The organism is Synechococcus sp. 63AY4M2 (assembly GCF_002760475.1).
GTDB lineage: Bacteria > Cyanobacteriota > Cyanobacteriia > Thermostichales > Thermostichaceae > Thermostichus.
The window spans coordinates 793,388-807,373 of sequence record NZ_AXUX01000001.1 but is presented as its reverse complement, the minus strand read 5'-3'; the positions used below and the strand labels follow the sequence as shown (position 1 = coordinate 807,373).

General features: G+C 61.1%; 12 protein-coding genes. 9 read left to right on the top strand and 3 right to left on the bottom strand.

What is annotated here, in order from left to right:
- The 3 genes from mutY to SYN63AY4M2_RS03600 all read right to left on the bottom strand — a co-directional run.
- Window positions 1-908, bottom strand: a 908-nt coding sequence (gene mutY / locus SYN63AY4M2_RS03605) for an A/G-specific adenine glycosylase (protein ID WP_240530490.1), incomplete at its 3' end; no start/stop codon positions are given.
- Between the two features lie 86 nt (window positions 909-994).
- Window positions 995-1,132 (bottom strand): hypothetical protein, encoded by a 138-nt coding sequence (locus tag SYN63AY4M2_RS13745; protein WP_041438154.1) that lies wholly within the window; start codon window positions 1,130-1,132, stop codon window positions 995-997.
- A gap of 361 nt (window positions 1,133-1,493) precedes the next feature.
- Entirely contained in the window at window positions 1,494-1,853 is a 360-nt protein-coding gene (locus SYN63AY4M2_RS03600; RefSeq protein WP_041438159.1) for a CHRD domain-containing protein, read from the bottom strand.
- A 344-nt stretch (window positions 1,854-2,197) separates the two neighbouring features.
- Between SYN63AY4M2_RS03600 and SYN63AY4M2_RS03595 the strand changes: the two genes are divergently transcribed.
- The 9 genes from SYN63AY4M2_RS03595 to SYN63AY4M2_RS03555 all read left to right on the top strand — a co-directional run bounded on the left by SYN63AY4M2_RS03595 (window position 2,198) and on the right by SYN63AY4M2_RS03555 (window position 13,364).
- Window positions 2,198-3,418: a serine hydrolase gene (locus SYN63AY4M2_RS03595; RefSeq protein ID WP_049749719.1), complete on the top strand. Its 1,221-nt coding sequence runs from the start codon at window positions 2,198-2,200 to the stop codon at window positions 3,416-3,418.
- Between the two features lie 102 nt (window positions 3,419-3,520).
- Window positions 3,521-3,802, top strand: a complete 282-nt coding sequence (locus SYN63AY4M2_RS03590) for an RNA-binding S4 domain-containing protein (protein WP_011429702.1) — start codon at window positions 3,521-3,523, stop codon at window positions 3,800-3,802.
- A 501-nt stretch (window positions 3,803-4,303) separates the two neighbouring features.
- On the top strand, window positions 4,304-4,987 hold the full coding sequence (locus SYN63AY4M2_RS03585; RefSeq protein ID WP_011429703.1) for a DUF2232 domain-containing protein: 684 nt from the start codon (window positions 4,304-4,306) through the stop codon (window positions 4,985-4,987).
- Between the two features lie 82 nt (window positions 4,988-5,069).
- Window positions 5,070-5,627, top strand: coding sequence for a hypothetical protein (locus SYN63AY4M2_RS03580; protein ID WP_011429704.1), 558 nt, complete (start codon window positions 5,070-5,072; stop codon window positions 5,625-5,627).
- Between the two features lie 43 nt (window positions 5,628-5,670).
- On the top strand, window positions 5,671-6,855 hold the full coding sequence (locus SYN63AY4M2_RS03575; RefSeq protein WP_011429705.1) for a pyridoxal phosphate-dependent aminotransferase: 1,185 nt from the start codon (window positions 5,671-5,673) through the stop codon (window positions 6,853-6,855).
- A gap of 162 nt (window positions 6,856-7,017) precedes the next feature.
- Window positions 7,018-7,275, top strand: coding sequence for a hypothetical protein (locus SYN63AY4M2_RS03570; RefSeq protein ID WP_011429706.1), 258 nt, complete (start codon window positions 7,018-7,020; stop codon window positions 7,273-7,275).
- 323 nt (window positions 7,276-7,598) lie between these two features.
- Window positions 7,599-9,224 carry a peptide chain release factor 3 gene (locus tag SYN63AY4M2_RS03565; protein WP_099812341.1) on the top strand — a complete coding sequence of 542 codons (1,626 nt, stop codon included), beginning with the start codon at window positions 7,599-7,601 and terminating at the stop codon, window positions 9,222-9,224.
- Window positions 9,225-9,409: 185 nt separating this feature from the next.
- A complete protein-coding gene (locus tag SYN63AY4M2_RS03560; RefSeq protein ID WP_041438899.1) occupies window positions 9,410-10,582 on the top strand; it encodes an aminotransferase class V-fold PLP-dependent enzyme in 1,173 nt (390 codons plus the stop codon).
- A 142-nt stretch (window positions 10,583-10,724) separates the two neighbouring features.
- Window positions 10,725-13,364, top strand: a complete 2,640-nt coding sequence (locus SYN63AY4M2_RS03555) for a TIGR03960 family B12-binding radical SAM protein (protein ID WP_099835611.1) — start codon at window positions 10,725-10,727, stop codon at window positions 13,362-13,364.
- Window positions 13,365-13,986: the final 622 nt, after the last annotated feature.

Genomic DNA, 13,986 nt, shown 5'->3' with positions numbered 1-13,986 from the left:
AGAGTAACGGTGAAATGGGTATAGGCATGTTCGACGGTGGCCAGCGGTGCGACCACCTCGATGTCGATGCCGATTTCTTCCTTCACCTCCCGCACTACACACTCAGCAGCCGTTTCTCCCGGCTCGATTTTCCCTCCGGGAAACTCCCACAGCCCACTGAGCATCGAGCTTTCCAACCGTCGATCGATAAGGATTTCTTTCCCCCGCAGAACAATGGCAACCGCGATTTGCTTGTGAGGACGAGAGGCACGGGGTGCAGACATAGGCAATTGTTGGTGTTGACCTCGATTGTAGGCGCTGCAATCCGCTTGCCAAGGGCACCGGCCACAGTGAGGCTTTTTGGGACGACAGACGGTAGCCCCCAAATCCATCAGGGCTTGGTTAAAAGCCCGCGGCTGCACGGGATCCAACAATTGCTGGGAAAGCTGCCACAGCAGGGACAGACACTGGGATGGAGGCTGCTGCAAAGCCACCAAGCGAGCCAGCACCCGCTTGACGTTGCTATCCAAAATGGGCAAAGGCTGATCGAAGGCAGCGCTGAGAATGCCGCCGGCTGTGGTGCGCCCGATCCCCGGCAGAGCCAACACCTGCTCCAGATCCCTGGGGAACTCACCGTTCCGTTCCCGCACCAGGATTTGGGCGGCTTTGTGCAAGTTCAGGGCCCGCCGGTAGTAGCCTAGGCCCTCCCACAGTTTCAGCACCTGCTGCTGGGGGGCTGCCGCCAATGCTGGGATCCCGGGCAGAGCCTCCATCCAGCGCTGAAAGTAGGGGATCACGGTTGCCACCTGGGTCTGTTGCAGCATCACCTCCGCCACCCAAATGGCATAGGGATCTCGCGTGCGTCGCCAGGGCAGATCTCGACCCTGCTGGCAGTACCAACGCTGCAAGGACTGCCGCAGGCGCTGCAAAACTGCGCTGCTCCAACCTAGCGACTGCTCGCCAGCAACCGCAACCTCGGACTCTCTTCCAGTCCGTCGAGAAGGAACCTGGGATCTCAAGCCGCGTAAGCGAAGTGCAACGCCCACCAGATCAGGGCCGAGACCACCCCCGCCACAATGCTGGCCGAGATCAGAACCACAATTGGGCTATCCGCCCCCTTGAACCTCATAATGCCGCGGTTGTAGTCAGCCATTGTTGCCTCCCACCAGCTTCGGCTTTGGGGTGTCGAGGATCTCACTTGGGATACGTGTCGCGATGGGGAAACTCCGTTATCGACCAACCCCCTCATCTCTAGGATAGCCAATTTGGCCCGGATCCGAGCCGCCCCCCAAAGAGGGATCCCCGTCGGGCAAGCCCTACCGCCTCCGCTGGTCGCAAAAGTTAGAGCACAGGAGCCGCCCAGGCAGAGGCTTGGGCAGCCAACTTCCCTGCTATTTAGACAACCTGCCGACGGCGGGGCCCTGCAAGAGACAGTCCACCCGGCCCAGCAGGTATAAAAGGTGCCCTCCCAGGGCTCCGCGCCGCCTAGGCGGCTGAGAAGTCGCCTCTCAGGTTTAGCGAGGGAAAACCACCTGGGCTCGCAACTCGCCGGCAGGATTGGCTTGCGTATGGATGTTGAGGTAGTAGGCCCCGGCCAAGAAGCTGGAGACCTGCTCAACAGATAGGGTACGGGCGGTTTGGTTTAAAGTGACCACAGCACTGCCGCTGGCGGAGCTGGGCACCGCTACCGGCGGTACTTCGGCAGCAGGAGATAGGGTCAAGGTAGCCGTAGAGACTACAGCTCCCGGCGCAGGGGTCGCCGAGTTGCTGCTCCCGCAGCCGCTGAGAAACAAGTCAGCAGCTAGGCAGACGCCCCAAAAAGTTTTGAAGACAAAACGAGGCCGCAAGGCCGAATCCAGCAAAAGCGTCAACAATATGGAAAAAGCTCCTCGGTCGGAGAACAAGCCACCTCAAGTACGGAGCAGGCCGAGCTTCGGATTCACCCTCGGAGAACAAGGTCGCGATTGCCTGAGGAGTTGCCCCTGTTTCTCCGCGATCTTCTTCTCGAGGGGCTTCCCAAGAGGTCGAAGCAGCCCGACTGCCGACTCAGGAGGGGTGGAGGGCCGGAGATGGCCAAGCTCCAAAGCTCTCCCTCGCCAAACTTTCCCAGGCCAGGTTCGCCGATCTGTGGGTTTAATTGAACCGGGCTCGCCGGCGCAAGTTCAGTAAAATTGTCGCGATATCGGTCATCAAGACCTTCGTTGGGGCAGTCGTTCTTATGGCGAGGACAGGGGAGGGGAAAGGCAGCAGCTTAGCTCGAGAAAGGTCTCGGGATCCGGTGCGTCGTCAGCGCCGCTTCACTCAGGCTGCCTCCCCTTCTCGCCACTTGCTGCCTGCTCCGGCTGCCGAGGGATCCCTCTTGGCTTCCCGCCCCCAACCGCTGCGCCTCTCTCGCCAAAGAGCCATTGCCCGGATGCGCCAACGAGCTGCCCAGCCTCGCCGCCTGAGGCGGTCTCCGGCCCTGTTGGAGGTGTTGCTGCGAGGCCTGGGCCTCAGCCTGATGTTGGGCCTGACGATGGCTGGCCTATCGCAACTGCTGCAATCGACCACTCCTGCCCGGCCAGAACAGGATGCGATGCAGGAGCTCCCCTCCACCTTGCCCACAGACCTGTTAAGAGGACAGGAAATCCCCGCTTTGCAGGAGCGCTTGGCTGCTCTGGCCGATCAGCCGGGCCTGACAGCAGGAGCCCTGTTCTGGGAGGTGGAAAGCGGCGCCTTTGCCGGGGTGAGGCCGGATCAGGTTTTTCCTGCCGCCAGCGTCATCAAGATCCCGATTCTCCTGGCTTTTTTGCAGGCAGTGGAAACGGGTCAGGTGCGGCTGGACGAGAGGCTGACTTTGAGAGAAGACCTCAGGGGCGGGGGAGCTGGCGTATTGCAGACCCGTCCCCTCGGATCCCGGGTCTCTGCTCTGGAGGCAGCTACCCTCATGAGCACCATCAGCGACAACTTCGCCGCCAACCTCATCATCGATCGCCTCGGCGGTCGGGAAGCCCTCAACCAAAAGTTTCGCCAGTGGGGGCTGCAGCACACGCAAATTTCCTGGTGGCTGCCGGATTTGGAGGGCACCAACACCAGCAGCCCGCGCGACATGGTCTGGCTGCTCAGCCAGGTGGAGCAGGGGCGAATGCTCAGCCGCCGCAGCCGCGACCGCTTTTTGGACATCCTCTGGCGCACGCAGCGGCCCTCCTATTTTCGCCCCAACTTGGGCCAAGAGGTGCGCATTGCCCACAAGACAGGAACTCTCAGGTCGGTGGTGGGAGATGCCGGCATACTCGATTTGCCCAACGGGCGACGCTACGTGGCAGCAGTGTGGGTAAAGCGGGAAACTCCCAACGATCCCAAAGCCGAAGAGCTAATCGCCAAACTCTCCCAGGCTGCCTATGAGTTTTGGTCTGCCGAAGGCGAGCCCACCGCTTCGGCTGCTGCCGATAGCCCGTAGCCCTAGGGGATCGCCCATCCCGGCAGAGCAGCAGCGTCAAAATTAAAAAGTTGGATCTTAAAAAGTTGGATCAGCCAACATCCAAGCCAGAACGGTGAGGTTATGGCCGAGACTCTTCCCCCTTCCCAAGCTCCTCCAGCAGGGGATCCCCTTATCAAACTGGATCAATTTCTCAAGCTGACGGGAGTTGTGCCCACCGGCGGGCAGGCCAAGCAGCTCATCCAGGCGGGGCAGGTGCGGGTCAACGGCGAGGTGGAAACCCGGCGAGGGCGCAAGTTACGCCTGGGGGATGAGGTGGCAGTAGCGGGCCAAGTTTGGCAGGTGGGCTGGGATGGGAAGAGGATCCAGAGCTCTGCCACAGGGGGAGGTCGGGTCTGCCTCTAGTCAGTCAGGGTTTTGCTGAGAAAAACTGTTCGCGTCAGCGGGACGGCGTCCTTACGTTTCAGGGATGCTCAAGAACCACAAGTTGGTAGGCAGCATTGCTGACTGTGGGTTCTATGAGTTTCGGCGACAGCTAGAGTACAAGTGCAAGCTCTAGAGCTGTCAGTTGGTTGTGGTGAACAGGTTCTTCCCTTCCAGCCAACTGTGTTCAAGGCCTACGGCCCGCTGCCGCGAACGACGGGAAGTTACGCCTGTGAAGACTCCTCTGCCCCCCTACATCCCCCCGTATACGGGGGGACTAAGGGGGGGTTGGGCAACCAACGAGGTATGGGTCGTGGAAGTAGAAAGGAAGCAACGACGCTGGACAAAAGTTCGTTTTTGTTTAGCGTTGTGTAAGTCTTGCGGAGCGGCAAGGTCAAGTAGCCGAGCCCTTGCTCCCCAACTGCAACCAACTCCACAACCGCTGACCTAAGCTGGGAACAGTTTTCTTTTCTTTTTCTCGCTGTGCCTGCGTCCCCTCAGCCTCCTGTGCAGCAGGATTTTCCTCCCTTGCCCCCGCCACCTCCCCGCTCTCCGGCTCTAAGGGTGGTGGAGACAGCTTTCTTAGCCAGCACTGCTGCTTTGATCTGGATCTTGAGCTACACGCCGCTGGCCCCGTTTATGCGTCTGTTTTTCCCCATTCCGGTGGCGCTGGCGGTGATGCGCTGGGATCCCCGCACCGGGGCGATGGCGCTGGCGGTCTCTGCTCTGTTGCTGACGGTGCTGATGGGGCCCACGCGCAGCATTCTCTACGTCATTCCCTACGGCCTGCTGGGCTACTGGTGTGCCCGCCTATGGCGGCGGCGCCTTTCCTGGTATGTCTCGGTGGCCAGCGGCGCTGCCCTCAGCGCTTTCGGCCTCGTTTTCCAGTTGCTGCTCTCCTCGCTGTTGGTGGGGGAAAACCTCTGGACTTACGTCACCATCCAACTCACCGGCTTGACCAACTGGCTGCTGGATGTGTCTCTGGCCAGGCTGGGCGTGTACTGGGTGGCAGAACCCTGGATGGTTCAGGTGGTGGTGGCAGGGTTTATCGCCTTTAACTCCCTGGTCTACGTCTTCACGGTGCATTTGGTGGCAGCTCTGGTGATGGAGCATTTCCGCTGTCCGCTGCCGCCGCCGCCGAAGTGGGTGCAATTTTTGCTGGATTAGCAGCCGCCTATACCTCTAAGGTGACTACCGCTATGGGATAAACTTGTAGACCCTACCCCCATAGCTTCTACCCCTGTTCCTGATGAACCCACTGCCCCCTCCTGCCTACCCCTACCAGTTCCGCGCCCTGGGCTTGATCAAGGGATCCCTAAAATCGATCCCGCAGACTTATGCTCAGGCGACGCTGGTTGCCGCCGATGGCGTAGAGTATCCGGCCACCCCTGGCCGCGCGGAGCTGCTGCGCCCTTTCACCTATTGCATCGAGAGCGGCCACACCTACTGGTACTACGTGCAGCCGCAGCCGCGGTCGGGCGGCACTTTGGGCCTGAGCGTTATCCGCATCCTGGCCTTGCCGGAGGAGGAGCAAGATCCAGATCTGGACGAGCCCTTTCTGCCTGCCCCCGAGGATGTAGAGGAGGGCTTTAACATTCGCGGCATCGTCGAGCCCCACGACGGCTTCATCTGGGTGACGGTGCGGCGCAAGCCCCAGGGGAACAAGCAATTCCCCCCCCTGCAGCTGCGTCTGGAAGGGTTCTTGCCGGGGGCCGTCGCCGGCGAGTTTTGGGATCTGTTGGCGGAGCGGGAGGGTCATAAGCTGCTGCTGGTGGATGGCAGCCGCCTCTTGACAGCGGTGGCCTAACTGCCTAAAACTAACCCAACCTGCTACCCCAGATCCCCAACTGATGGTGTCTGCTGCCGGCTTGTCCCAACGGGTTGCTCGTCTCTCTCCTTCCGCAACGCTGTCGATTTCGGCTCTGGCCAAGGCCATGCGGGCAGAGGGTCTGGATGTCTGTATCCTGAGCGCTGGCGAGCCGGACTTCGACACCCCTGAGCACATTCGGGCTGCCGCCATCCGCGCCCTGGAAGAGGGCAAAACCCGCTACGGCCCCACTGCCGGGATCCCCACCCTGCGCCAGGCGGTGGCAGACAAATTGCGCCGAGAAAACGGCTTGGACTACAGCCCCGACCAGATCCTGATTAGCAACGGCGGCAAGCAAACCCTGTTTAACCTGGCCATGGTGCTCCTGGATCCCGGCGACGAGGTGATCCTGCCCGTCCCCTACTGGGTTAGCTATCCCGAGATGGTGGCTCTGGCCGGGGCCAAGGTGGTGCGGGTGGAGACGCAAGAGGGCCAGGGGTTCAAGCTCACCGCCGACCAACTGCGCCAGGCCCTCACCCCCCGCAGCAAGTTGCTCATCCTCAACTCGCCGGCCAACCCCACCGGCGCTGTCTATCACCGGCAGGAGCTGGCAGCTTTGGCAGAGGTGATCCTCTCGGTTCCCCATCTCTATGTGGTCTGCGATGAGATCTACGAAAAGCTGGTTTACGGCCAAGCCCGCCACATCAGCCTGGGATCCCTTTGCCCTGACTTGATGCCGCGACTGATCCTCAGCAGCGGCTTCGCCAAAGCCTATGCCATGACCGGCTGGCGGATTGGCTACTTGGCGGGCCCTAAGCCCATCATCGAGGCGGCCATCAGCCTGCAAAGCCACAGCACCTCCAACGTCTGCACCTTTGCCCAGTACGGCGCCCTGGAGGCTCTCACCAGCCCCCTCTCGGCGGCAGCGGTGGAGAAGATGCGCCAAGAATTCTGGCAGCGACGGGATCTGATGGTGCAAGGGATCCGCACCTTGCCGGGGGTGACTTTCCCGGAGCCGGAGGGCGCATTTTATGTGTTTGTCAACATCGGCCAAACCGGCTTGGGTTCGGTAGAGTTTTGCCAACGGCTGCTCAAAGAACATCACGTGGCCGCCGTGCCGGGGGTGGCCTTCGGGGCAGAGTCCTACATCCGCCTCTCCTATGCCGCCGACCGCGCCACGCTTGAAAAAGGACTGGAACGGCTGCACCGCTTCCTGTCTTCCCTCTGAGGGGGCAGGAGGAGGGCTGAAGACAAGGGCTGGCCGAGACTTCTCTACAAAACGGTGGCGCAGCAAACCAACAGCAGGGGCTGGTGCCTGGCAGAGGCAGGAGAAGACTCTTGGCTCAGGCCTACCGTGAAGTCCTCGAGGCGATGCTGAGGGAGCGCTAAGATGGCTCCCACCCAAAAGTCTCCCAAAAAATTGCCCGCTGGCTTTACCCTCAAATGGTCTGCCGAGAGTGTGGAAAAGCTGGGATCCCTCTTGCCGGGCGAGATCTTGCTGGCAGTCCTGCTGGACCATTGGGAGCAACTGCCCAAAGCATTGCAACAAGAGTGCCTGCTGCAGGCCCACCGCATTCGCGTGGAACGGCTGGTGGTCAGCCAAAACTTCACCATCGCCACCATTGAGCAACTGCTAAGCAACTGTTGAACGAGACCCGTTGATCCCGATCCGCTCGGTGGGAATTCCGCTCCAAAGGATCTCTGTCCTAGAGTGCCAGGCAACGGCAGAACCACGTCCTGTGCTACGGTCAGAGTAGGTTAGTGCTCTTCCCCGGCTTTTCAACCTGTGCTCCCTCCCCCGCTAGCGGACGGCCATCCCAGCCTCTCTCTTTTCTACTCCTCGCTAAAGCTCTCCATCGTCTGCGAAGCAGCAGCAGGGCAGCAAGGGGAGTGCCATCGCTATTTTTTAAGGGTCGCATAGCGTCAGCGCGCTGTGAGACGAGCGGGTTTTGATTGGAGCACTTACTTCTTATGAAAGCAGTGGACTTGGCCAAAGCTATCCAGCAACGGCGCACCTTCGCCATTATTTCCCACCCCGATGCCGGGAAGACCACCCTTACGGAAAAGCTGCTGTTGTACGGGGGGGCGATTCAAGAAGCAGGGGCGGTGAAGGCCCGTCGCGCCCAAAAGCGGGTTACCTCCGACTGGATGGAGCTGGAAAGACAACGGGGCATTTCCATTACCTCGACTGTGTTGCAGTTTGACTACCGCAACATTCGCCTCAACTTGCTCGATACTCCCGGCCACCAAGACTTCAGCGAAGACACCTACCGCACCCTGGCGGCGGCTGATAACGCTGTGATGCTAGAAGACGCCGGCAAAGGGCTAGAACCCCAGACCCGCAAGCTGTTTGAAGTCTGTCAACTGCGGAAGTTGCCGATCTTTACCTTCATCAACAAGATGGATCGCCCCAGCCGGGATCCCCTCGAGCTGATGGACGAAATCGAGACGGAGCTGGGCCTCAAGCCCTATCCTGTAACCTGGCCGATTGGCTCAGGGGAGCGCTTCACAGCTTTGTTTGACCGGCGGACTCAGGAGTTTCACTTCTTTGAGCGAGTCTCGGGGGGGCGGCTGCGGGTCAAAGATACCGTCGTTAAACTCGGGGATCCGCAAATTGAAGAACTGATTGAAAAGGATCTCTATTACCAATTTAAAGAAGAGCTGGAGTTATTGGATGGCCTCATGCCCAGCTTGGATCTCAAACAGGTTCATGCTGGCCAGCAAACCCCCGTCTTTTTCGGCAGCGCCATGACCAACTTTGGGGTGGAGCTGTTTCTCAATGCGTTTATCGAGTACTCCCTGCCGCCAATGCCCCACGAGAGCACGGCAGGGCTGATCCCACCCGAACATCCTGAGTTCACCGGCTTTGTCTTTAAGCTGCAGGCCAATATGGATCCCCGCCACCGGGATCGCATTGCTTTTGTACGCATCTGCTCCGGTAAGTTCGAGAAGGACATGGTGGTCAACCATGCCCGCCTCAATCGCCCCATCCGTCTCTCCTATCCCCAAAAATTGTTCGCCCAAGAGCGCATCTCCATCGATGAAGCCTATCCTGGCGATGTCATCGGCCTCAACAACCCCGGCATCTTCAGGATTGGGGATACCATCTACACCGGCCCGAGGTTGCGCTACGCCGGGATCCCCAGCTTTTCGCCGGAGCTATTTGCCTATCTGAAAAATCCCAACCCCTCCAAGTTTAAACAGTTCCAGAAGGGGGTGGCGGAGCTGCGGGAAGAAGGGGCGGTGCAGATTATGTATTCCCTCGACGAGTCGAAACGGGATCCGATCGTGGCGGCAGTGGGCCAGTTGCAGTTTGAGGTGCTGCAGTACCGCCTGGAACACGAATACAATGTTGAAACCCGACTGGAGATGCTGCCCTACACCCTGGCCCGCTGGGTAGAAAACGGCTGGGAAGTCCTCCAGAATTTCCCCAGCCTGTTTAACACCCTCATTGTCAAAGACATTCAAGATAGGCCGGTTCTCCTCTTTAAAAACGAGTGGACCTTGCAGCAATTTATCAGCAGCAACCCCAAAATTAAGCTGAGCAAAATTGCTCCCATCGCGGATCTTGGCCCCGAATCCAAGGACGGCTCCTAAGGCCACTCAGAGCAACCTTCTCCGGGAACCTGCAAGTTCCGCTACCTGACCAAAGCTTTGCTGCTGTCTGGGATCGGGGTTGACATCTTCTCGCTGCCTGGCAATCTCGTTTTTGTAGATCCCAGCAATTTCTTTTTCTTCTTTTTTGGGTCATGCTTGCCAGGTCTTATTTCCAAGGCAAACCCATGGCAGTCGATAAACCGCTTTGCGACCGCTCGTTGTGGGGGCTGGATCCGCAGGCTATTTTTTTGAATCACGGCTCCTACGGCGCGACCCCGAAAACGGTGCTGCAGGCCCAGCGAGCCTGGCAAGAGCGCCTAGAGGCCCAGCCGGTACAGTTTATGGGGGAAGAGCTGCCGCGGGCTTTGCGGGCGGCGGCGGCAGAGCTGGCCCAGTTTGTTGGGGCTGAGCCTGAAAACCTTGTGTTTGTGGAAAATGCCACCGGCGGCGTCAATGCCGTGCTGCGCTCGCTGTCGTTTCGGCCAGGGGATCAGATCGCCTACACCAGCCACAGCTATGGGGCCGTCCGCCAGGCGTTGCGCTATGTCTGTGAACGCTGGGGGGCGGTGCTGGCGGAAGCCCAGGTTCCCTTTCCGATTGCGGGGCCGGAGCAGGTTTTGGCGGCGTTTGCGGCCATTCTCACCCCCCAGACTCGGCTGGCGGTGCTGGATCACCTCACCTCGCCCACGGCTCTGGTCTACCCCTTGGCGGAGCTGATTGGCCTCTGTCGAGAGCGCGGGATCCCAGTCTTGGTGGACGGGGCCCATGCGCCGGGGGTTCTCCCGTTGGAGTTGGAAAGCTTAGGAGCCGATTGGTACACCGGCAACGCCCACAAGTGGCTGTTTGCCCCCAAAGGCTGTGCCTTCCTGTGGGTGGCCCCCCACCGCCAGGCCCAAACCCATCCCCTGGCCATCTCCCACGGCTACGGGCAAGGGTTCACAGCCGAGTTCGACTGGGTGGGCACCCGCGATCCCAGCGCCTGGCTGGCCATCTCGGCAGCCCTGGCCTTTATCCAGGAGCTGGGGGTGGAGAGGCTGCGCCAGCACAACCACACGCTGCTGCTGCAGGCGCGGCAGGTGCTCTTGGAACAATTGGAAGGGATCCCACCTGCCCCGGAGCGGATGCTGGGCTTTATGGCCACCCTGCCCCTGCCACCCTTCTGGCAACAGTGGATCCCGGAGCTGCCTTTGGCGGAGCGGGCCCGCCGCCTGCACGACTACCTCTGGCAGGTGCACCGCATCGAGGTTCCCATCCTTCCCTTTGCCGGGCAGCTTTGGGTGCGCATCTCGGCCCAGGTCTACAACCACCTGGCTGAGTACGAACAGTTGGCGCTAGCCTTGCAGCGGCTGCCGGAGTGATGTGCGCCCTCACCCCCAACCCCTCTCCCTCCGGGAGAGGGGAGATGGAACGGTCTCGCCACCCCCGTCTTGGGTTTGGGTTGCCGGGAAAGTTCGGCTAGAGTCAGATCAGTAGCTGCGTTCACTTCTTGCTCGGATCCTCATGCTCTCTCTGGCTGCCACGCAAGCCCATCTAGGCCCGATCGATCTGGATCGCCTGCTCACGCCTGAGATCCAGCGGCCAGCCCGCTACCTGGGGAAAGAGTTCGGCGCCGCCCACCGCCCCTGGGAGTCGGGGCGGGTGCGGTGGGTGCTGAGCTACCCGGAGCTGTACGAGGTGGGGGCCTCCAACCTGGGCCACCTCATCCTCTACAACATCCTCAACGCCCAGCCAGACCAGTTGTGCGACCGCACCTACCTGCCGGGACCGGATCTGGCGGCCCGGATGCGGCAGTTGCAGATCCCGCTGTTTGCCGTAGAATCGCGCCGCCCCTTGCGCGCTTTCCACATCATCGGCTTCAGCCTGGCCTACGAGCTGGGGGGCACCAACATCTTAGAGATGCTGGATCTGGCCGGGATCCCCCTCAAATGGTGGGAGCGCCAGCCCTTTACCCCGCAAGAGTGTCCCCTGATCTTTGCCGGCGGGCCCACCGCCACCTCCAACCCAGAGCCCTTTGCCGACTTTTTCGATTTCTTTGTCTTCGGGGATGGGGAAGAGGTGCTGCCGGAGATCGGCCAGGTGCTGGCTCAATCTCTAGCCAAGCCCCGCCGCGAGGTGCTCTTGGAGCTGGCCCAGGTGCCGGGGGTGTATGTGCCCCAGTTTTACGAGGGGATCCCGCCCCGCCCCATCGTGCCCGGCGTGCCGGAGCGCATCCGCCGCCGCGTGGCCCTGCCCCAACCGCAGTACTCCATTGGCCTAGTACCGCTGGTGGCAACCGTCCACGACCGCCTGGTCATGGAAGTGCGGCGCGGCTGTACCCGCGGCTGTCGCTTTTGCCAACCCGGCATGCTCACCCGCCCGGCTCGCGATGTGGATCCGCAAGCGGTGGTGGAGGCGGTGGTGCAGGGCCTGCGCAAAACCGGCTACAGCGAATTTTCCCTTTCTTCCCTCAGTTGCTCCGACTACCTCTCCCTGCCGGCGGTGGGGGCCGAGCTGCACAACCGCCTGCTGGGGGAGCACGTCGCCCTCTCGCTGCCCAGCCAGCGGGTGGATCGCTTCGATGAGCAAATTGCCGCCATCATGAAGGGATCCCGCCGCTCGGGGCTGACCTTTGCCCCAGAAGCCGGCACGCAACGGCTGCGGGACATCATCAACAAGGGTCTTAGCGATGTTGACCTCATTCGCGGCATTCGCACCGCCGTCCAGGAGGGCTGGGACAAGATCAAGCTCTATTTCATGATCGGCCTGCCCGGAGAGACTGACGCCGATGTCATTGGGATTGCCCGCACGGTTGAGATGCTGCAGCGAGAATGTGCGGCCTTGGGTCACAAGAAGGTGGAGTTTACCCTCACGGTCTCCAACTTTGTCCCCAAGCCCCACACCCCCTTCCAGTGGCACCGGGTGGACTACGCCGACGTGCAGCGCAAGCAGGCCTTGCTGCAAAGGGAACTGCGGCGGCTGCGGGGAGTCAAGGCCCACTTTACCGATATTCGCTTTAGCATCCTGGAGGACTTGATTGGCAAGGGGGATCGCTCCCTGGGCCGCATGATCGAGCAGGCCTGGCGGGCCGGCGCCGGCCTGGACGCCTGGTGGGAAAACATCGACGCCGCCTATGCCGCCTGGGTCAAGGCCTACTGCGGCGAAGCGGTGGATCCCAGCGCCGATCCGGTTGCCCTCTGCGCCCATCTCCCCATGCGCGAATTGGGCCTGGAGGATCCCTTGCCCTGGGATCACATCGATACCGGCATCGACAAAAAATGGCTGCAGAAAGACTACCGCCGCGCCCTGGAAGCCATCACGGTGGAAGACTGCTCCTTTGAGAAGTGCTCCGCCTGCGGCATCTGCGGCCCCGGCTTTGGCCACAACATCGTCATCCCGCCCCCGCCCGTCCCACCCCTGCAAAGCCGGCCCACCCCCACCCCAGATCCCCTGGAGCCGCAGCCGCCCGCCCAGCGCTTCCGCATCACCTACGGCAAAACTAGGGATCTGCGCTGGCTGGGCCACCTGGATCTGATGCGGCTGTGGGAACGGGCCTGTCGGCGAGCGGGGCTGCCTCTGGCCTTTAGCGGCGGTTACCACCCCATGCCCCGCCTGGCTAACGCCAACGCCCTGCCCATCGGCCAGGAAGGCTATGGGGAGATCCTCGATCTGGAACTCCTGGCCCGCCCCGGGGCTCCCTTTACCCCGGAGGAGCTGCGCGCCCTGCTGGCCGAGCAACTGCCCCCCGAAATTCCCATCCAGGCCATTCAAGAGATCGGCCTGCGGGATCCCTCGGCTACCGAAGCGGTTTACGCCGCCGAATATCAACTCAGCGTGAGCTGCGAGTTGCCCGAAGCCGACTGGCCGACCTGGGTTACCCAGATCCTGGATGCGCGGGAAATTTGGATTGAAAAATCCACCAAATCCGGCAAACCCTGTCGCTTCAACGCTCGCCCCCTGCTCTACTACCTGGAGTTTCAGGGCCTGGCCCCCGACGGCAGCGCCCGCCTCCTCTACCGCGGCAGTTGCCGCAACGACGGCGCTTACCTGCGGCCCAATCAACTCGTGCAAATGGCCGAGTCCTTGGGCTTGCCCCGCTGGACGCTACAGATGGCCAGGCGGCTGCGTCTGCTGTGGCAAGACGGCACCTCCGATCCCGACTGAGGAGCGGCCTCAGGATCGACCGGACAAAAAGGAGACCAAGGCTGGGCTCTGCCCCTGTCTGGAGGGGGGGATCCGACAGGCGCTATGTTGTCTATTGCTGGCTTCTGCCGCTGCGGAGCTTGCCGGGATCAACTTGGCCAAAGGCAGGGCAGGCAGCAGGCAACAGTTTGATCGGATTCTGAAATGGAGACCCAGAAGGATAGCTTGGCGGCCCTGTACTTTAGTTAGTACGGTGCGGAAAAGCCCGCAAGCAACTTCGGTTGCTCGCCAATGGTGCTCAGGGAGTTAGTATACTTGTTGATGAGGCGTACCGTTTCCAGGCGAGCACCTAATCACGGTGAAAAACCCGACCGGTGGCAAGCGCCGAGGAGATGTCAACGTCTCAACCAACCTGATCAGAAAAGGTAAGCAGAACCTTGGAACTTTGCCCCAAGGAACTGTCCAGAGGCGGCTTGACAACGCCTTTACGAGTTCGTCTGTGGACTGCGTAAGAATCCCCCGCTTTCAGGCGGAGGGAGTGTCAACCCTAACTCAGTACCCAGGGCAGGTAACGGGCGCAACAGGGCCCAGTCGATAGGCGGTACAGAGAGGTGTGCCCCTGTGGCCTGGCTCTAGCACTATA